General features: G+C 41.9%; 32 protein-coding genes and 2 pseudogenes. 3 read left to right on the plus strand and 31 right to left on the minus strand.

All coding sequences use genetic code 11. The features are described from left to right. The first annotated feature begins 2 nt into the window (after nt 1-2). The 3 genes and pseudogenes from rsmB to mscL all read left to right on the plus strand — a co-directional run bounded on the left by rsmB (nt 3) and on the right by mscL (nt 3,214). On the plus strand, nt 3-1,283 hold the full coding sequence (rsmB, locus tag ArsFIN_RS18975; protein ID WP_026823152.1) for a 16S rRNA (cytosine(967)-C(5))-methyltransferase RsmB: 1,281 nt from the start codon (nt 3-5) through the stop codon (nt 1,281-1,283). A 49-nt stretch (nt 1,284-1,332) separates the two neighbouring features. Further along, the gene (gene trkA / locus ArsFIN_RS18980) at nt 1,333-2,709 is read left to right on the plus strand and encodes a Trk system potassium transporter TrkA (RefSeq protein WP_026823153.1); all 1,377 of its coding nucleotides are present in this window, start codon (nt 1,333-1,335) and stop codon (nt 2,707-2,709) included. Nucleotides 2,710-2,797: 88 nt separating this feature from the next. Beyond that, nucleotides 2,798-3,214 (plus strand): annotated as a pseudogene (mscL, locus tag ArsFIN_RS18985) (large-conductance mechanosensitive channel protein MscL). Between the two features lie 14 nt (nt 3,215-3,228). On the opposite strand, the pseudogene arfA reads toward mscL, so the two are convergent. The 31 genes and pseudogenes from arfA to bfr form a co-directional block, all read right to left on the minus strand. Continuing rightward, a pseudogene (arfA, locus tag ArsFIN_RS18990) lies at nt 3,229-3,401 on the minus strand (alternative ribosome rescue factor ArfA). 78 nt (nt 3,402-3,479) lie between these two features. Next, on the minus strand, nt 3,480-3,893 hold the full coding sequence (zntR, locus tag ArsFIN_RS18995; RefSeq protein WP_026823154.1) for a Zn(2+)-responsive transcriptional regulator: 414 nt from the start codon (nt 3,891-3,893) through the stop codon (nt 3,480-3,482). A gap of 122 nt (nt 3,894-4,015) precedes the next feature. Then, nucleotides 4,016-4,405, minus strand: coding sequence for a 50S ribosomal protein L17 (rplQ, locus tag ArsFIN_RS19000; RefSeq protein WP_026823155.1), 390 nt, complete (start codon nt 4,403-4,405; stop codon nt 4,016-4,018). 37 nt (nt 4,406-4,442) lie between these two features. Then, on the minus strand, nt 4,443-5,432 hold the full coding sequence (locus tag ArsFIN_RS19005) for a DNA-directed RNA polymerase subunit alpha (RefSeq protein ID WP_026823156.1): 990 nt from the start codon (nt 5,430-5,432) through the stop codon (nt 4,443-4,445). A gap of 25 nt (nt 5,433-5,457) precedes the next feature. After that, a complete protein-coding gene (gene rpsD, locus ArsFIN_RS19010) occupies nt 5,458-6,078 on the minus strand; it encodes a 30S ribosomal protein S4 (protein ID WP_026823157.1) in 621 nt (206 codons plus the stop codon). A 35-nt stretch (nt 6,079-6,113) separates the two neighbouring features. Next, nucleotides 6,114-6,503 (minus strand): 30S ribosomal protein S11, encoded by a 390-nt coding sequence (gene rpsK, locus ArsFIN_RS19015; protein WP_002919257.1) that lies wholly within the window; start codon nt 6,501-6,503, stop codon nt 6,114-6,116. Between the two features lie 16 nt (nt 6,504-6,519). After that, a complete protein-coding gene (rpsM, locus tag ArsFIN_RS19020; protein WP_026823158.1) occupies nt 6,520-6,876 on the minus strand; it encodes a 30S ribosomal protein S13 in 357 nt (118 codons plus the stop codon). 147 nt (nt 6,877-7,023) lie between these two features. Then, entirely contained in the window at nt 7,024-7,140 is a 117-nt protein-coding gene (rpmJ, locus tag ArsFIN_RS19025) for a 50S ribosomal protein L36 (protein WP_026823159.1), read from the minus strand. A 43-nt stretch (nt 7,141-7,183) separates the two neighbouring features. Then, nucleotides 7,184-8,509, minus strand: a complete 1,326-nt coding sequence (secY, locus tag ArsFIN_RS19030) for a preprotein translocase subunit SecY (RefSeq protein WP_026823160.1) — start codon at nt 8,507-8,509, stop codon at nt 7,184-7,186. A 7-nt stretch (nt 8,510-8,516) separates the two neighbouring features. After that, nucleotides 8,517-8,951 (minus strand): 50S ribosomal protein L15, encoded by a 435-nt coding sequence (gene rplO / locus ArsFIN_RS19035; protein ID WP_026823161.1) that lies wholly within the window; start codon nt 8,949-8,951, stop codon nt 8,517-8,519. 3 nt (nt 8,952-8,954) lie between these two features. Continuing rightward, nucleotides 8,955-9,134, minus strand: coding sequence for a 50S ribosomal protein L30 (gene rpmD / locus ArsFIN_RS19040; RefSeq protein ID WP_026823162.1), 180 nt, complete (start codon nt 9,132-9,134; stop codon nt 8,955-8,957). A gap of 6 nt (nt 9,135-9,140) precedes the next feature. Further along, nucleotides 9,141-9,641, minus strand: coding sequence for a 30S ribosomal protein S5 (gene rpsE / locus ArsFIN_RS19045; RefSeq protein ID WP_026823163.1), 501 nt, complete (start codon nt 9,639-9,641; stop codon nt 9,141-9,143). A gap of 14 nt (nt 9,642-9,655) precedes the next feature. Beyond that, nucleotides 9,656-10,009 (minus strand): 50S ribosomal protein L18, encoded by a 354-nt coding sequence (rplR, locus tag ArsFIN_RS19050; protein WP_026823164.1) that lies wholly within the window; start codon nt 10,007-10,009, stop codon nt 9,656-9,658. A 9-nt stretch (nt 10,010-10,018) separates the two neighbouring features. Next, the gene (rplF, locus tag ArsFIN_RS19055) at nt 10,019-10,552 is read right to left on the minus strand and encodes a 50S ribosomal protein L6 (RefSeq protein WP_026823165.1); all 534 of its coding nucleotides are present in this window, start codon (nt 10,550-10,552) and stop codon (nt 10,019-10,021) included. A 14-nt stretch (nt 10,553-10,566) separates the two neighbouring features. Then, nucleotides 10,567-10,959 carry a 30S ribosomal protein S8 gene (gene rpsH, locus ArsFIN_RS19060; RefSeq protein ID WP_026823166.1) on the minus strand — a complete coding sequence of 131 codons (393 nt, stop codon included), beginning with the start codon at nt 10,957-10,959 and terminating at the stop codon, nt 10,567-10,569. 33 nt (nt 10,960-10,992) lie between these two features. Continuing rightward, the gene (gene rpsN, locus ArsFIN_RS19065) at nt 10,993-11,298 is read right to left on the minus strand and encodes a 30S ribosomal protein S14 (protein WP_026823167.1); all 306 of its coding nucleotides are present in this window, start codon (nt 11,296-11,298) and stop codon (nt 10,993-10,995) included. Nucleotides 11,299-11,310: 12 nt separating this feature from the next. Then, nucleotides 11,311-11,850, minus strand: a complete 540-nt coding sequence (gene rplE, locus ArsFIN_RS19070) for a 50S ribosomal protein L5 (RefSeq protein WP_026823168.1) — start codon at nt 11,848-11,850, stop codon at nt 11,311-11,313. 15 nt (nt 11,851-11,865) lie between these two features. Further along, nucleotides 11,866-12,180 (minus strand): 50S ribosomal protein L24, encoded by a 315-nt coding sequence (gene rplX / locus ArsFIN_RS19075; RefSeq protein ID WP_026823169.1) that lies wholly within the window; start codon nt 12,178-12,180, stop codon nt 11,866-11,868. Nucleotides 12,181-12,192: 12 nt separating this feature from the next. Beyond that, nucleotides 12,193-12,564 carry a 50S ribosomal protein L14 gene (gene rplN / locus ArsFIN_RS19080; protein WP_026823170.1) on the minus strand — a complete coding sequence of 124 codons (372 nt, stop codon included), beginning with the start codon at nt 12,562-12,564 and terminating at the stop codon, nt 12,193-12,195. 179 nt (nt 12,565-12,743) lie between these two features. Further along, nucleotides 12,744-12,998: a 30S ribosomal protein S17 gene (rpsQ, locus tag ArsFIN_RS19085; RefSeq protein WP_026823171.1), complete on the minus strand. Its 255-nt coding sequence runs from the start codon at nt 12,996-12,998 to the stop codon at nt 12,744-12,746. After that, complete coding sequence (gene rpmC, locus ArsFIN_RS19090) at nt 12,998-13,189, minus strand: 50S ribosomal protein L29 (RefSeq protein WP_026823172.1); 192 nt, start codon at nt 13,187-13,189, stop codon at nt 12,998-13,000. Before rpmC ends, rpsQ begins: the two co-directional genes overlap by 1 nt. After that, complete coding sequence (gene rplP, locus ArsFIN_RS19095; protein WP_026823173.1) at nt 13,189-13,599, minus strand: 50S ribosomal protein L16; 411 nt, start codon at nt 13,597-13,599, stop codon at nt 13,189-13,191. The genes rpmC and rplP overlap by 1 nt, the downstream gene beginning before the upstream one ends. Next, entirely contained in the window at nt 13,599-14,309 is a 711-nt protein-coding gene (gene rpsC / locus ArsFIN_RS19100) for a 30S ribosomal protein S3 (protein ID WP_026823174.1), read from the minus strand. Before rpsC ends, rplP begins: the two co-directional genes overlap by 1 nt. A gap of 17 nt (nt 14,310-14,326) precedes the next feature. Continuing rightward, entirely contained in the window at nt 14,327-14,659 is a 333-nt protein-coding gene (gene rplV / locus ArsFIN_RS19105) for a 50S ribosomal protein L22 (RefSeq protein WP_026823175.1), read from the minus strand. 14 nt (nt 14,660-14,673) lie between these two features. Continuing rightward, on the minus strand, nt 14,674-14,952 hold the full coding sequence (rpsS, locus tag ArsFIN_RS19110; protein ID WP_026823176.1) for a 30S ribosomal protein S19: 279 nt from the start codon (nt 14,950-14,952) through the stop codon (nt 14,674-14,676). 14 nt (nt 14,953-14,966) lie between these two features. Then, nucleotides 14,967-15,791, minus strand: a complete 825-nt coding sequence (gene rplB, locus ArsFIN_RS19115) for a 50S ribosomal protein L2 (RefSeq protein WP_026823177.1) — start codon at nt 15,789-15,791, stop codon at nt 14,967-14,969. Nucleotides 15,792-15,810: 19 nt separating this feature from the next. Then, complete coding sequence (rplW, locus tag ArsFIN_RS19120) at nt 15,811-16,113, minus strand: 50S ribosomal protein L23 (RefSeq protein WP_026823178.1); 303 nt, start codon at nt 16,111-16,113, stop codon at nt 15,811-15,813. Beyond that, a complete protein-coding gene (rplD, locus tag ArsFIN_RS19125) occupies nt 16,110-16,715 on the minus strand; it encodes a 50S ribosomal protein L4 (RefSeq protein WP_026823179.1) in 606 nt (201 codons plus the stop codon). The genes rplW and rplD overlap by 4 nt, the downstream gene beginning before the upstream one ends. Nucleotides 16,716-16,731: 16 nt before the next feature. Further along, nucleotides 16,732-17,361: a 50S ribosomal protein L3 gene (rplC, locus tag ArsFIN_RS19130; RefSeq protein ID WP_026823180.1), complete on the minus strand. Its 630-nt coding sequence runs from the start codon at nt 17,359-17,361 to the stop codon at nt 16,732-16,734. Between the two features lie 32 nt (nt 17,362-17,393). Beyond that, a complete protein-coding gene (rpsJ, locus tag ArsFIN_RS19135; protein ID WP_001181005.1) occupies nt 17,394-17,705 on the minus strand; it encodes a 30S ribosomal protein S10 in 312 nt (103 codons plus the stop codon). Nucleotides 17,706-17,993: 288 nt separating this feature from the next. Continuing rightward, nucleotides 17,994-18,437, minus strand: a complete 444-nt coding sequence (bfr, locus tag ArsFIN_RS19140; protein ID WP_034249783.1) for a bacterioferritin — start codon at nt 18,435-18,437, stop codon at nt 17,994-17,996. Between the last annotated feature and the right edge of the window lie 69 nt (nt 18,438-18,506).

Genomic DNA, 18,506 nt, shown 5'->3' on the forward strand with positions numbered 1-18,506 from the left:
ACATGAATAAAAAATATAACCTTAGAAGCATTTGTGCCCAAGTTATTGCCCAGGTTATTGATCAAAAACAATCATTAAGCACTGTACTTCCCGAATGGCAGAAAAATATATCAGATAAAGATAAATCACTTTTACAAGAACTCAGTTTTGGTGTACTTAGAGTGTTACCTTTATTGGAATGGTTTATTCAACAATTAATAACTAAGCCATTAAAAGGAAAACAACGAATTATTCATTATCTTATTATGGTAGGAATTTACCAACTTCGTTTTACTCGCATTCCCCCCCATGCCTCACTAGCAGAAACTGTTGATGGAGCTAACGCCCTGAAACTCCCTCAATTAAAAGGCTTAATTAATGCTGTATTAAGACAATTTCAACGGCAAGAACAAATATTAAATGAAAAAGCCAATAATAATGAAAACAATTATTTACATCCTAAATGGCTTTTAGAAAAAATTCAGCAAGTTTATCCTGCTCAATGGAAAGAGATTCTTGAGGCCAATAACCAAAAACCACCTATGTGGTTAAGAGTAAATCAATTATATCATTCTACTAATGATTATCTAATGCTATTACAACAAGCGGGTATAGAGGCCAGTTTAAGCAATGACAGTAAATTTGCTATCAAATTACAAAAACCATGTGCGATTAACAAATTACCAGGATTTGACCAAGGTTGGGTAACAATTCAAGATCTATCTGCTCAACGATGCGTTGAATTATTAGCGCCTAAAAACGGTGAATATATTCTTGATCTTTGCGCAGCTCCTGGTGGTAAGACAACTTATATACTCGAACTTGCGCCAAAAGCTGATGTTTTAGCGGTTGATATTGATCAACTACGAATAAAACGTATCCAAGAAAATCTTAATCGAGTAAAATTACATGCAAGAGTTATTGTTGGTGATGGGCGTAAACCACTCGAATGGATATCAGGTGCGAAATTTGATCGTATATTGCTAGATGCACCTTGCTCAGCAACAGGTGTCATTCGTAGGCATCCAGATATAAAATGGCTTAGAAAACCGATAGATATCCCGCAATTGGTCAAATTACAATATAAAATTCTTGAGGCTATCTGGCCTTACTTAAAAACCAATGGCACCCTAGTTTACGCTACTTGCTCTATTTTACCGGATGAAAACAAAGAACAAATAAAGAAATTTCTTTTTCATCATCCAGAAGCATCTTTAAATAATAATATGGAACTAGGCCAACAAATATTACCCACTCAACGGGGAGGAGATGGTTTCTTTTATGCTTCTCTAATAAAAAATTAACACTACTATTTTGAATAAATACTCAATCTGGCAGTGAGATTAAAATATAATGAAAATTATCATATTAGGTGCAGGACAAGTTGGTGGAACACTCGCAGAAAATTTAGTTGATGAAAATAACGATATCACCATCGTAGATACTAATACTGAACGTTTACGCCAGTTACAAGATAAATTTGATCTAAGAGTTGTCAGTGGGCATGGCTCATACCCTAGGATCCTAAGGGAAGCCGGAGCTGAAGATGCTGATATGCTTGTTGCTGTGACAAATTCAGATGAAACTAATATGATTGCATGTCAAATCGCTTATTCTCTTTTTAACACGCCAAATAAAGTTGCTAGAATACGTGCATCTGAATATATCAAAGAAACTGAAAAACTTTTTACCCCTGATCACATACCAATTGATTACCTTATTTCACCTGAGCAGCTTGTCATTGATTATATTTATAAATTAATTCAATATCCTGGTGCACTTCAGGTTGTTAATTTCGCAAGTGGCAAAGTTAGTATTGTTGCTGCAAAAGCCTACTATGGAGGTTCATTAGTAGGTAATTCCCTTTCAAATCTCCGCGAACATTTACCCCATATTGATACCAGAATTGCTGCAATATTTCGTCAAGATAGACCCATTCGACCACAGGGATCCACAATTATTGAAGCAGGTGATGAAATCTTTTTTGTTGTCGCCACTGAGCATATCCGTGCTGTCATGAGTGAACTGCAACGTCTGGAAAAACCCTATAAGCGAATCATGATAGTTGGTGGCGGTAATGTTGGTGCAGGTTTAGCAAAACAGCTAGAAAAAGATTACAGTGTAAAATTAATAGAACGTGATCAAGAAAGAGCAACTGAATTAGCAGAACTATTACATGATACAATCGTGTTTTATGGTGATGCTTCAGATCAAGAACTGTTAGCAGAAGAACATATTGAACAAACAGATGTATTTATAGCACTGACTAATGATGATGAAGCCAATATTATGTCAGCTATGTTAGCTAAAAAAATGGGTGCCAAGAAAGTAATGGTTCTTATTCAGCGTTCTGCTTATGTTGATCTTGTACAAGGAGGAGTCATTGATATCGCTATATCACCTCAACAAGCAACAATTTCAGCTTTACTAGGACATGTTCGTAAAGCGGATATAATCAATGTTTCATCCTTGCGTAAAGGTGTTGCTGAAGCGATCGAAGCCATTGCTCACGGTGATGAAAACACATCCAAAGTTGTCGGTAGAAAAATTTCAGAAATAAAACTGCCTCCTGGTACAATTATTGGTGCTATTGTTCGTGATGATGAAGTCATTGTTGCCAATAGTTATCATATTATTGAACAAGATGATCACATCATTATGTTCATTACTGATAAAAAACATGTTCCTGAAGTAGAAAAGATCTTCCAACCTAGCCCATTCTTTTTGTAAAAATTTTGATAGAAATATATCAATAGATATTATAATTTAAACATTCTTATAAATTTTACGTTCTATTTTGATTAATGGTGAGGAGACTATGAGCTTTATAAAAGAGTTCCGTGAATTTGCAATGAAAGGCAACGTTATTGATCTGGCTGTAGGTGTTATTATTGGTGCAGCATTTGGCAAAATTGTTTCTTCGCTTGTTGCAGATATTATTATGCCGCCACTCGGATTACTTATCGGAGGTATTGATTTTTAGCAATTTCATTTTGTCTTAAGAGAAGCTCACGATAATATACCCGCTGTTATTATGAATTATGGTGTCTTTATTCAGAATATTTTTGATTTTCTTATCATCGCTATAGCAATTTTTGTTGCGATAAAACTTATAAACAAATTGCGTCGCGAAAAAGAAGAAGCACCTGCAGCAGCACCAACTAAAGAAGTCACATTATTAACTGAAATACGTGATTTATTAAAAATAACAAAAATAATAAAACGAGTGGGTTAGTGATAATAAATTTTTTAATTAATCATCACTAACCCACTAGTTAGCTCTTTATTATGTTTGATCTTTCGCTGATAACTCCCTTTTCCTTTTTTATTTTTTCAATCCGTTGCCTATATAAAGGATGATGCAATATAGCTTCTACTGCTCTCTTCTTTATAATGCCTCGTTGATGCTGATAATTTGCCATATCAAATGCGCCAATATCAATTATTTCTATTAATAGATTACCTATAAAATTTGATTTTATCTAAAACTGATATGCCATTTAACGTTTATTGGCGCCTTGTTCTAGAATCTCTAAAATTGAACATCCAGTACTAACATGTTTACTACCACAACAAGCGGCACTAAGCATTTTTAATGAATCCTTCATTCTCTCCATCTCTATAATTTTAATTTCGAGCTCCCGCAAGCGAGCATCTACAATATTCTTCGACTCCTGGCACGTATGATGAGCAGGATCAATGCGAATAGACAATAATTCTGAAATTGATTCCAAAGTAAAGCCTAACTGCTTAGCATAACGAATAAAACGTAAACGTTGTAAATCTTTTTTGCCATAAAGACGATAGCCGCTTTCTGTACGATTAGGACGCTCCATTAATCCTTGTTTTTCATAGAAACGAATTGTGTCTGTAGTAACATCTGCTAACTTAGCTAATTTACCTATATGATACATAAATACCTCTTATATATTTATAAATATCATTCACTATGATAGCAAAATATGAAACGACAAAAAGTTAATTTTTAGATAATAAAAAACCGGGATTAATCCCGGTTTTTCATGTAATTGCAAATTTACTCTGCAGCTACTTCTGCTTGAGACTCAACAGTACGATCAACAAGCTCGATGTAAGCCATCGGCGCATTGTCACCGGCACGGAAGCCACACTTCATAATACGAGTATAACCACCTGCACGGCTCGCGAAACGCGGTCCAAGTTCATTAAATAATTTTGCCACGATCTCATTATCACGAGTACGGGCAAATGCCAGACGACGATTAGCTACGCTGTCGGTCTTGGCAAGAGTAATCAGTGGCTCAACGACACGGCGCAACTCTTTCGCCTTTGGTAAAGTTGTCTTGATAATCTCATGACGAACTAAAGAACCAGCCATATTACGAAACATAGCTTGGCGGTGGCTACTATTGCGGTTCAATTGACGACCACTCTTACGATGGCGCATGACCTTATCCTTCTCAGTAAAACCTTAACCTGTGATCTCATTCATCAGCAATACTTGCTGGAGGCCAATTTTCTAGACGCATGCCTAGCGATAAACCTCTTGATGCCAAAACATCCTTAATTTCAGTAAGTGATTTTTTACCAAGATTAGGCGTTTTAAGCAACTCAACTTCAGTGCGCTGAACCAAATCACCGATGTAGTGGATAGCTTCTGCTTTTAAACAGTTAGCAGAGCGGACAGTCAATTCCAGATCGTCAACTGCACGCAGCAGAATCGGATCGAACTCTGGCTTCTCATCTTTGACTTCAACCTTAGCAACATCGCGCAAATCAACGAAAGCTTCGAGTTGTTCAGCCAAGATAGTTGCTGCTCGACGAATCGCCTCTTCTGGATCGATTGTGCCGTTAGTCTCCATCTCGATAACCAGTTTATCCAAATCAGTGCGTTGTTCTACACGCGTCGCTTCAACATTGTAGGCAATACGCTCCACAGGGCTATAGCATGCGTCAACTAATAAACGACCGATTGGGCGCTCATCTTCTTCCGAATGAATACGGGCAGAAGCCGGTACATACCCACGACCACGCTGTACTTTAATACGCATATTAATAGCAGCGCTTTCATCAGTTAGATGGCAGATAACATGTTGCGGCTTGACGATTTCGATATCATCATTAGGGGTGATATCGGCGGCAGTCACAGGGCCAATTCCAGATTTATTCAAGGTCAGAATAACTTCATCTTTACCGTGAACTTTTACCGCCAGCCCTTTCAGGTTAAGGAGAATCTCTAGGATATCTTCTTGCACACCTTCTTTAGTGCTGTACTCATGCAGTACACCATCAATTTCAACCTCGGTCACAGCACAACCCGGCATAGACGAAAGCAAAATACGGCGTAGTGCGTTACCAAGAGTATGGCCAAAGCCACGTTCTAACGGTTCAAGGGTTACCTTGGCGTGAGTCGAACTAATTTGCTCGATATCAACCAGGCGCGGTTTAAGAAACTCTGTCACAGAACCCTGCATTGTGTCCTCTCTTTGGTACTAAGCTTTACTTAGAGTAAAGCTCGACGATCAGGTGTTCGTTAATGTCAGCAGACAGATCAGCACGTTCAGGAATACGTTTGAACACACCTTCCATCTTAGCAGCATCAACTTCCAGCCAACTTGGCTTCTCACGCTGTTCAGCAAGCTCTAAAGCAGCCTTAATACGAGACTGTTTTTTTGCTTTTTCACGAACGCTGATAACGTCATTCGGGGAAACCTGATAAGAAGCAATATTAACAACTTGACCATTTACCATGATAGCTTTATGGCTAACCATCTGACGTGCTTCCGCGCGTGTTGCGCCAAAGCCCATACGATAAACAGTATTATCTAAACGACCTTCAAGCAAATTCAACAGATTTTCGCCCGTATTGCCTTTCAATCGCGTTGCTTCTTTATAATAGTTACGGAATTGACGTTCTAGAACACCGTAAATACGACGAACTTTTTGTTTCTCACGTAACTGAACACCATAATCAGATAGACGCGGTTTACGTGCGCCATGCTGTCCAGGTGCCTGTTCTAATTTACACTTGGTGTCAATCGCGCGAACGCCAGACTTAAGAAAAAGATCTGTACCCTCGCGACGGCTCAGCTTGAGCTTAGGACCCAAATATCTAGCCATTTTCTTTCTCCAACAATCCTAAAAACGTAACGTAATTAAACACGACGTTTCTTCGGTGGACGACAACCGTTATGAGGGATCGGAGTCACATCAGTAATGTTAGTAATGCGGAAACCAGCCGCATTTAACGCACGGATAGTTGACTCACGGCCAGGACCAGGTCCTTTAACCATAACTTCTAAGTTTTTGATTCCGTACTCTTTCACTGCCTCAGCACAGCGTTCTGCTGCAACTTGAGCGGCAAACGGAGTAGACTTACGAGAACCACGAAAACCAGAACCACCTGCGGTTGCCCAACCCAATGCATTACCTTGACGATCAGTAATAGTAACAATTGTGTTGTTAAAAGAAGCATGGATATGAGCCACACCGTCTGAAACTTGTTTTCTTACACGCTTACGTGCACGAATAGGTGCTTTTGCCATTATTTAATACCCCGACTTATTTCTTGATCGGCTTACGTGGACCCTTGCGGGTACGCGCATTAGTCTTAGTACGCTGACCACGCACAGGAAGACCACGGCGGTGACGTAAACCACGATAGCAACCAAGATCCATTAGGCGCTTGATGCTTAGGGTAACTTCACGACGCAAATCACCTTCAACAATGTATTTAGCAACTTCGTCACGTAACTTGTCGATTTGCTCTTCAGACAGCTCACTGATCTTAACATGCTCAGCAATACCACTTGCTGCACAGATTGACTGCGAGCGAGTTTTGCCAATGCCGTAAATCGATGTTAATGCGATTACGGTATGTTTATGATCAGGAATGTTAATGCCTGCTATACGGGCCACTATGCACTCCTAAAGTTAAATACTGCATAACTGTGCTGAAAAGCCCGCTTTCAGGATACTCAAACAGTTATACATTTTTTAGATAAAAAGTTTGGCTGGCTAATTTAGCCAGCTCAACTCAACTTTGCAAGAAAAAAATGCTTTTTCTCAACCTTGACGCTGTTTATGTCTTGGTTCAACGCTGCAAATCACACGAACACTACCATTACGTTTAATGATTTTACAGTTACGGCATAATTTCTTGACTGAAGCACGAACTTTCATTTTTACTCTCCGTAACTTCTAAAGCAAATTAATTTAAAAGCAATTATTTACCTTTAAGATTTGCTTTTTTCAATGCAGACTCATATTGACTAGACATCATAAGAGTTTGCACTTGAGCCATAAAGTCCATAATAACGACGACGACTATGAGAAGTGAAGTACCACCAAAATAGAATGGAACTTTCATTGCGTCACGCATGAACTCCGGGATTAAGCAAATAAAAGTAATGTACAATGCACCTACTAGTGTTAGGCGCGTCATTACTTTGTCAATATACTTGGCCGTTTGCTCTCCCGGACGAATTCCTGGTACAAATGCACCGGACTTCTTCAGGTTATCTGCTGTTTCTCTCGGATTAAAAACTAATGCCGTATAAAAGAAACAGAAGAAGATGATTGCAGATGCATAAAGTAACACATAAAGCGGTTGTCCTGGCTGCAAATACATTGCAATAGCTGTCAGCCAACCCCAACCTGTTCCATCACCAAACCAGGAAGCTATTGTACCTGGGAACAGTATAATACTGGAAGCAAAAATTGCAGGAATAACGCCGGCCATATTTACTTTTAATGGTAAATGTGTGCTTTGTGCAGCATAAATGCGACGACCTTGTTGACGTTTTGCGTAGTTAACCACTATACGACGCTGACCACGCTCCATAAAAACAACAAAATAAGTCACAGCAAATACTAAAACTGCAATCAACAACAACAGGAGGAAGTGCAAATCGCCTTGCCGAGCTTGTTCAATGGTATGGCCGATAGCCGGCGGGAGCCCCGCAACGATACCTGCAAAGATAATGATAGAGATACCGTTTCCAATACCTCTTTCAGTAATTTGCTCGCCTAGCCACATCAAAAACATTGTTCCTGTCACTAAACTAACAACAGCCGTGAAATAAAACGGAAATCCAGGATTGATTACTAGCCCCTGCATTCCGGCCATATTGGGTAAACCTGTCGCAATACCAATAGATTGGAATATCGCTAATACCAAAGTACCATAACGGGTATATTGACTAATTTTACGACGACCGGCTTCCCCTTCCTTCTTAATCTCTGCTAACCGTGGGTTAACTACTGTCAGTAATTGGACAATAATTGATGCCGAAATATACGGCATAATTCCCAAAGCAAAAATAGAAGCACGACTAAGCGCACCACCAGAAAACATATTAAACATTTCGATGATGGTGCCTCTTTGCTGTTCAAGCAATTTGGCAAGCACAGTGGCATCAATACCAGGAATAGGAATAAAAGAACCAATACGGAAAACAATCAGCGCCCCAATAACAAACAAAAGCCTGCGTTTAAGTTCGCCTATGCCACCTTTAGCACTTTGAAAATCTAAACCTGGTTGTTTCGCCATCTGTAACTTATTCCTCGATTTTACCGCCAGCGGCTTCAATTGCAGTCCGTGCACCTTTTGTTACACGAAGACCACGCACAGTAACTGGACGATTAACTTCACCAGAAAGAATAACTTTCGCATATTCTATTTGAATGCCAACTATATTAGCAGCTTTCAGCGTATTTAGATCAATGACATCGCCTTCAACTTTAGCAAAGTCTGACAAACGAACTTCTGCAGTAATCATTGCTTTACGTGAAGTAAAACCAAATTTTGGTAAACGACGATACAAAGGCATTTGACCGCCTTCAAAACCACGACGTACGCCACCGCCAGAACGAGACTTCTGACCTTTGTGACCACGTCCGCCAGTTTTACCTAAACCGGAACCAATACCGCGACCTACGCGTTTAGGTGCATGTTTAGCACCTTCAGCTGGAGACAGAGTATTTAAGCGCATCTGTTACTCCTCAACTTTAACCATGTAGGAAACCAAATTGATCATGCCGCGGATCGCTGGTGTATCTTCACGTTCTACAGTATGACCGATACGACGCAGACCTAAACCGGTCAATGTTGCCTTATGTTTTGGCAAACGACCAATAGAACTGCGAACTTGTGTAATTTTAATAGTCTTAGCCATGGTTCATTACCCCAGAATTTCTTCGACGGATTTACCACGCTTGGCTGCGACCATTTCTGGAGACTTCATACTGTCTAAAGCATCCAGCGTTGCACGAACAACATTAATTGGGTTCGTGGAACCATAGGTTTTAGCCAGTACGTTATGAACACCGGCAACTTCCAATACAGCGCGCATTGCACCGCCTGCGATAATACCCGTACCTTCATGAGCAGGTTGCATAAACACACGAGAACCCGTGTGAGCACCTTTTACAGGATGATACAAAGTACCGTTATTGAGAGCGACGTTTTTCATATTGCGACGGGCTTTTTCCATCGCTTTCTGGATTGCTGCCGGAACTTCGCGTGCCTTACCATAGCCAAAACCAACACGACCGTTACCATCACCAACAACAGTTAGTGCAGTAAAACTAAAAATACGGCCACCTTTAACGGTTTTAGCTACACGATTTACCGCGATCAGCTTTTCCTGCAGTTCGCCAGCTTGTTTTTCGATGTGAGCCATCTTACACCTCTACCTTAGAACTGAAGGCCAGCTTCACGGGCAGCATCTGCCAGTGCCTGGACTCGACCATGATATTGGAAACCAGAGCGGTCAAAAGCAACTTCTTTGATGCCTTTTTCCAGCGCGCGCTCGGCAATTAATTTGCCAACTACTGCTGCTGCTTCTTTGTTTCCTGTGTATTTTACTTGCTCATTGATAGTTTTTTCTATAGTAGAAGCAACCACCAAAGTTTCAGAACCGTTTGATGCAATAACCTGCGCATAAATATGACGAGGGGTACGATGTACCACCAAGCGCGTTGCACCCAGTTCATGGAGTTTGCGGCGTGCGCGGGTCGCACGACGGATACGAGCTACTTTCTTATCCATAGTGTTACCTTACTTCTTCTTAGCCTCTTTAGTACGCACGATTTCATCGGCGTAACGAACACCTTTACCTTTATAAGGTTCAGGACGACGGTAAGCACGCAATTCTGCTGCAACTTGGCCAATTGCCTGTTTATCTGCACCTTCCAACACAATTTCAGTCTGTGAAGGACATTTTGCAGTAATACCTGCTGGCAACGCATGCTCAACCGGATGAGAGAAACCTAAAGACAAACTTACAGTATTGCCTTTAATAGCTGCACGATAACCGACACCAACCAGCTGAAGTTTCTTAGTGAAGCCTTCGGTAACACCAATAACCATTGCATTCAACAAAGAACGCGCCGTACCCGCTTGTGCCCATGCATCAGCGAAACCTTCGCGAGGTGCAAACGTTAATTGATTATCAGCATGTTTGACTTCAACAGCTTTATGGATTGTACGAGTAAGCTCGCCATTTTTACCTTTAATCGCTATATCCTGACCGTCCAGTTTAACTTCTACGCCGGCAGGAATGACGACAGGTGCTTTTGCCACACGAGACATTCTTTTCTCCCGAATTAAGCTACGTAGCAGAGAATTTCGCCACCTAAACCTGCTTGGCGAGCTGCACGATCAGTCATGACACCTTTAGAAGTAGAAATAATAGCAATGCCTAAACCAGCCATAACCTGTGGTAGCTCATCTTTTTTCTTATAGATGCGCAAACTTGGGCGGCTTACACGCTGAATGCTTTCTACAACAGCCTTACCTTGGAAATATTTCAATGTAATTTCCAATGTTGGCTTGATGTCGCCTTCAATTTTATAATCTTCAATATAACCTTCTTCCTTAAGCACTGTAGCAATCGCCACTTTCAACTTAGCGGAAGGCATGTTGACCGCAGCTTTATTAGCGGCCTGACCGTTACGGATACGGGTTAGCATATCCGCGATGGGATCTTGCATGCTCATCTGTCTTTACTCCCGTGATTCAATTGGTGATAATTACCAGCTAGCCTTTTTAAGACCCGGGATTTCACCGCGCATGGCGGATTCACGGACTTTAATACGGCTTAGACCAAATTTCCGCAGAAAACCATGCGGACGCCCAGTTTGACGACAGCGGTTGCGTCGACGAGAAGGGCTGGAATCACGTGGCAGCGTTTGCAGCTTCAGAACAGCATTCCAACGATCTTCATCAGATGTATTCACATCAGAAATAATAGCTTTCAATTCTGTGCGCTTTGCAAAGAATTTTTCAGCTAATTTTGCACGTTTCACATCACGTGCTTTCATTGATTGTTTAGCCATGAATACCCTGCCTTACTTACGGAACGGAAAGTTAAACGCCATCAACAGTGCAAGACCTTCATCATCTGATTTCGCAGTAGTGGTGATAGTAATATCTAAACCACGCACACGATCCACTTTATCATAATCGATTTCAGGAAAGATGATTTGTTCACGTACACCCATGCTGTAGTTACCACGACCATCAAATGATTTTGTGGATAAACCACGGAAATCACGGATACGTGGTACAGCAATAAAAATCAGACGCTCAAAGAATTCCCACATACGTTCGCCACGCAGGGTCACTTTACAGCCGATTGGATAGCCCTGACGGATTTTGAAGCCTGCAACAGATTTGCGCGCTTTGGTGATAAATGGTTTTTGCCCTGTTATTGCCGCTAAATCAGCAGCTGCATTATCAAGCAGCTTTTTATCAGCAACAGCTTCACCAACACCCATGTTCAGGGTGATCTTCTCGACCCGAGGGACTTGCATGACAGAATTGTAGCCAAACTGAGTCATCAGCTTTTGGACTACCTCGTCTTTGTAGTAATCATGCAGTTTCGCCATCGTATACTCCAAAAATTACTTAATAGTTTCACTGTTAGATTTGAAGAAACGCACTTTTTTGCCATCTTCAATTCTAAAACCTACTCGGTCAGCCTTGCCAGTTGTCACATTAAAGATTGCAACGTTAGAAACATCAATTGCTGCTTCTTTTTCGACGATGCCACCTGGTTGATTCAGAGCCGGAACAGGCTTCTGATGTTTCTTAACCAGATTAATCCCTTCAACAATGACTTTACCAGAAGAAAGAACCTGTTTTACTTTACCGCGTTTGCCTTTATCTTTGCCAGCTAACACGATAACTTCGTCATCACGACGGATTTTCGCTGCCATTGTGCCCGCTCCTTAGAGTACTTCTGGTGCCAGAGAGATAATTTTCATAAACTTCTCAGTACGAAGTTCACGAGTTACCGGCCCAAAAATACGCGTACCGATAACTTGCTCACTTGTATTGTTTAACAACACACAAGCATTGCCATCGAAGCGAATGACAGAACCGTCAGGGCGACGAACACCCTTCTTGGTGCGCACCACTACCGCTTTCAGGACATCACCTTTTTTCACCTTACCGCGTGGAATTGCTTCTTTAACAGTAATTTTGATGATATCACCTACATCTGCGTAGCGACGGTGCGAGCCACCTAGAACCTTGATACACATTACGCGACGTGCGCCGGAGTTGTCGGCTACGTTCAGCATAGTCTGTTCTTGGATCATTTTAGTGCTCCGCTAAATGTTAACTACAACTAAGCCGCTTCTTATATAAATTGAAGAGGCAGTACAATTACCCATACATGAGGGCGCAGCATTATAACACCACATCATCAATATGGACAGAAAAAATAAACGGCCGCTTTATTAAGAGCCGCTTATTCTATTATGAAATGGCTATCCTATTACAGAACAGCTTTTTCTACAACGCGAACAAGTGTCCATGACTTTGTTTTGGACAGTGGGCGGGTTTCACGGATTTCCACTAGATCACCGATACCACATTCATTGTTCTCGTCATGTACATGCAATTTGGTCGTACGACGGATAAACTTACCATATAAAGGATGTTTTACCATACGCTCAATAGCAACGACAATAGATTTCTCCATCTTATCGCTAGTTACACGACCTTGCAAAGTACGGATTTTATCGCTCATTACGCACCCGCCTTTTCAGTCAATAAAGTCTTAACGCGTGCAATATCACGACGTACTTGTTTCAACAGGTGAGACTGTTGCAGCTGTCCACTGGCTGCCTGCATACTCAAGTTAAATTGCTCACGTAGCAGATTAAGCAGTTCAGTGTTCAACTCTTCAACGCTTTTTTCGCGCAGCTCTTTTGCTTTCATTACATCACCGTCTTAGTTACAAAGGTGGTTTTGATAGGCAGTTTTGCTGCAGCCAACTTGAATGCTTCACGAGCTAGCTCTTCTGGAACACCGTCCATTTCATAAAGAACTTTGCCAGGCTGGATCAAGGCAACCCAATACTCTACGTTACCTTTACCTTTACCCATACGCACTTCAAGTGGCTTTTCAGTAATAGGTTTATCTGGAAACACACGGATCCAGATTTTACCCTGACGCTTAACTGCACGGGTCATGGCACGACGTGCCGCTTCAATCTGACTTGCAGTCAGACGTCCACGACCTACTGCCTTCAGACCGAAAGTGCCGAAGCTAACATCCGTGCCCGCAGCAAGACCGCGATTGCGACCTTTATGCATTTTACGGAATTTCGTACGCTTTGGTTGTAACATCAGCGACTCTCCTTGCGGCCTTTACGCTGCTGCTTTTTAGGTTGAACTGTCGGTTTCTCTACCTGTTCAACAGCAGCCATACCACCTAGAATCTCACCTTTGAAGATCCATACCTTAACGCCGAGTACACCATAAGTGGTGTGCGCTTCTGCAGTGTTATAATCGATATCAGCACGCAAGGTGTGCAACGGAACACGGCCTTCACGATACCACTCAGTACGTGCAATTTCAGCGCCGCCTAAACGACCACTGACTTCCACTTTTATGCCTTTTGCACCTAGACGCATAGCATTTTGTACCGCACGTTTCATAGCTCGACGGAACATAACACGACGTTCCAGCTGTGAAGCGATACTATCAGCCACTAATTTAGCATCTAGTTCAGGCTTACGTACTTCAGCAATATTGATTTGCGCAGGAACACCAGCAATATCTGCTACTATCTTACGCAGTTTCTCGACATCTTCACCTTTTTTACCGATAACGATACCAGGGCGAGCGGTGTGAATAGTTACACGAATGCTCTTCGCAGGACGTTCGATAACGATACGTGAAATAGATGCCTTTGCCAGTTCTTTATTCAAATACTGGCGTACTTTAAAATCGCTGTCTAGGTTGTCAGCGAATTCTTTTGTATTCGCATACCAAGTAGAGTTCCAAGGTTTGACAATACCCAGGCGAATACCATTAGGATGTACTTTCTGACCCATTGCTAGTCTCCAGAGTCTCAGCGATCGGACACAACCACAGTAATGTGGCTGGTGCGCTTCAAAATACGATCTGCACGGCCTTTCGCGCGAGGCATGATGCGTTTCATAGTTGGACCTTCGTTAACGAAAATTTTCGTCACTTTTAAGTCATCAATATCAGCACCATCGTTGTGCTCGGCGTTAGCGATAGCAGACTCAAGTACTTTCTTCACTAAACCAGCAGCTTTCTTGTTGGTATAGTTCAGAATTTCCAGAGCTTGCGACACTTTCTTACCGCGAATCAGATCAGCCACTAAACGAACCTTCTGAGCAGAAGAACGAGCGTGGCGATGCATAGCGATAGTTTCCATCTCTTCCTCCTACCTTAACGTTTCTTGGCCTTTTTATCGGCCGCATGGCCGCGATAAGTACGGGTCGGCGCGAATTCACCCAATTTATGACCAACCATTTCGTCGGTAACATAAACTGGAACATGCTGACGACCATTATGGACAGCGATGGTCAAACCGATCATGTTAGGAAAGATCGTTGAACGACGGGACCAAGTCTTGAGAGGCTTTTTGTCTCCGCTTTCCACCGCTTTCTCTACCTTCTTCAGCAAGTGCAGGTCAATAAAAGGACCTTTCTTGAGAGAACGTGGCATGGTTTATCCTCTAATTATTTTTTAGAACGGTGACGTACGATATATTTATCAGTACGCTTATTGCTACGGGTCTTCTTACCTTTGGTTTGAACGCCCCAAGGTGTTACTGGGTGTTTACCAAAGTTACGACCTTCACCACCACCATGTGGATGGTCTACTGGGTTCATCGCTGTACCACGAACGGTAGGGCGAATTCCACGCCAGCGGCTAGCACCGGCTTTACCCAGAACACGTAGCATATGCTCCGCATTACCAACTTCACCTAATGTTGCACGGCAATCAGAAAGTACTTTGCGCATTTCGCCAGAACGTAGACGGATAGTTACATAACTACCATCACGTGCAACGATTTGCACATAAGCACCAGCTGAACGAGCCAACTGACCGCCTTTACCTGGCTTAAGTTCAACATTATGAACTGTTGAACCGACAGGAATATTACGCATAGGTAAAGCATTACCTGTTTTAATTGCTGCATCTACACCAGACTGAATTTGGTCACCAGCTTTTAAGCCTTTTGGTGCCAGAATATAGCGACGTTCTCCATCTTTATAGAGAACTAATGCAATATTCGCAGAACGGTTTGGATCATATTCCAGACGCTCAACAGTAGCAGCAATACCATCTTTATTACGTTTAAAGTCAATCAGACGATAATGCTGCTTGTGACCACCACCAATATGACGCGTAGTAATACGGCCATTATTGTTACGTCCACCGGTTTTATTGCTTTTTTCTAGCAACGGGGCATAAGGTTTACCCTTATGCAGCTCAGGGTTAACCACTTTAACTACGTGGCGACGGCCCGGAGACGTAGGTTTACATTTAACAACTGCCATTGTTCTTTACTCCTCCGACTTACTCTGCACCACCGATGAAGTCCAGATTCTGGCCTTCTTTCAGAGTGACGTAAGCTTTTTTCCAGTCGCTACGACGAGCAATTCGCTGACCGTGGCGTTTGGTTTTGCCTTTAACCAGTAAAGTATTTACACCTTTGACTTCAACTTCGAACAGTTTTTGTACGGCAGCCTTAATCTCTGCTTTAGTCGCATCTTTCGCAACTTTAAGCACGATGGTGTTACTTTTTTCCATCGCTGTAGAAGCTTTTTCAGAGACATGCGGTGCACGTAGTACTTTTAGCAGACGTTCTTCACGGATCATGCTAGCATCTCCTCAATTTGCTTCACAGCGTCAGCAGTCATAACTACTTTGTCGAAGGCAATTAGACTAACAGGATCGATACCTATTGCATCACGAACATCAACTTTGTATAAGTTGCGGGCAGCTAAAAATAAATTTTCATCAACCTCATTCGTGACGATCAATACGTCATCCAGAGCCATTTCCTTTAATTTTTGCACTAGAAGCTTAGTTTTTGGCGCTTCCAGAGCAAATTTTTCGACAACAATTAGACGATCCTGACGTACCAATTCAGACAAGATGCTTTTCAAAGCACCGCGGTACATCTTTTTATTTACTTTTTGACTGTGGTCCTGTGGTCTCGCTGCGAAAGTGACACCACCAGAGCGCCAAATTGGGCTCTTAACTGAACCAGCACGTGCACGACCAGTGCCTTTCTGACGCCATGGTTTTTTACCAGAACCTGAAACCTCAGCACGAGTTTTCTGAGCACGAGTACCTTGACGAGCACCAGCTGCATACGCAACAACTACTTGATGCACAAGCGCTTCATTGAAATCACGCCCGAAGGTAGTTTCGGAAACAGTCAGCGCGCTTTGCGCGTCTTTCATTACCAATTCCATTCCTATCTCCTCGACGTTACGCCTTAACAGCTGGTTTTACAATCAGGTTGCTACCAGTCGCACCTGGAACAGCACCCTTGACCAACAGCAGATTACGCTCAGCGTCAACGCGTACTACATCCAGACTTTGAACAGTTACACGTTCATTACCCAATTGGCCTGCCATTTTCTTGCCTTTAAATACCTTACCCGGAGTTTGGTTTTGACCAATAGAACCCGGAACACGGTGTGACAAGGAGTTACCATGAGTAGCGTCCTGAGTGCGGAAATTCCAGCGTTTAACCGTACCAGCAAAACCCTTACCTTTGGAGGTACCAGTAACGTCGACTTTCTTGACGTCAGCAAAAATTTCAACACTAATGCTTTGACCTACGGTAAATTCTTCATTTTCACTCAAACGGAATTCACGTAGGATACGACCAGCTTCAACACCAGCTTTAGCAAAATGCCCAGCTTCAGGTTTTTTTACACGGTTTGCTTTTTTGCTACCGGTAGTAACCTGTATTGCATTATAACCATCTGTTTCCAGGCTCTTAACCTGAGTCACTCGGTTATTTTCAATTTCGATAACAGTTACAGGAATAGAAACACCATCTTCAGTGAAGATACGCGTCATTCCTACTTTCTTCCCGACTAAACCAATCATTGTTTCAACCTCTCAATCGCGCAACGACCTGATTAACCCAGGCTGATCTGCACATCTACACCGGCAGCCAGATCCAGACGCATCAGAGCATCAACGGTTTTCTCAGTTGGCTCAACGATGTCAACCAGACGCTTATGAGTACGAATTTCGTACTGATCACGTGCATCTTTATTAACATGCGGCGAAATCAGAACGGTAAAACGTTCTTTACGTGTAGGTAACGGGATCGGACCACGTACTTGAGCGCCAGTGCGCTTAGCAGTTTCAACGATTTCCGCAGTTGATTGATCAATTAAACGATGATCAAAGGCTTTCAGGCGGATACGGATTCTTTGGTTCTGCATGAGACCAGAGCTCCAACTATTTTATAAACGTAAAAAATTACTCCTCGCACCCATTTCGATTGATGGGGGAGTGTAATCGTTCTCATAATAACCTCCAAATCGGAGGTATTGTTTTAACGCAGTTTCACTGCATGCCAGCCTTTTACGGCCAGGCTCCTAAATTAAAGAGCCCGTGCATTATACGTAATTTCAAAATAAGAGCAAGCCATAGATAAAAAAATTGCATAAAATTTGTGTATAAAATCTTATGCAACAATATTTATAAAAATCTTAATAAATCAAGTTAAATCATTTCTCTTCTCGGAGCTGAGATTGTAGGTAATTTTTTAGGCCTATGCTTGCTATCAAGGCCAATTGCGTTTCCAGCCAATCAATATGTTTTTCTTCATCGGTTAGTATTTCAATCATTAAATCACGACTAACATAATCACCAACTGAATCTGCATAAGTGATTGCTGAACGCAAATCTTTCGCACCGTCCAGTTCAAGCAGTAAATCAGATTTAAGCATTTCTTCCACATTCTCACCAATATTTAATTTACCTAAACCCCGCAAATTAGGTATCCCTTCAAGAAAGAGAATCCTTTCTATATATTTATCAGCATGTTTCATCTCATCGATAGATTCTTCATATTCAATATCGTTAAGACGTAATAAACCCCAATTTTTAAACATACGGGCATGTAAAAAATATTGATTAATTGCAACAAGCTCATTACTGTCACCGATCATGCAAAACTGATCCACTAACGATCATCTAAAACTGATCCACTTGGTATTATTCGCACATTTTTGTACGGA

This window comes from Arsenophonus nasoniae (genome assembly GCF_004768525.1).
GTDB lineage: Bacteria > Pseudomonadota > Gammaproteobacteria > Enterobacterales > Enterobacteriaceae > Arsenophonus > Arsenophonus nasoniae.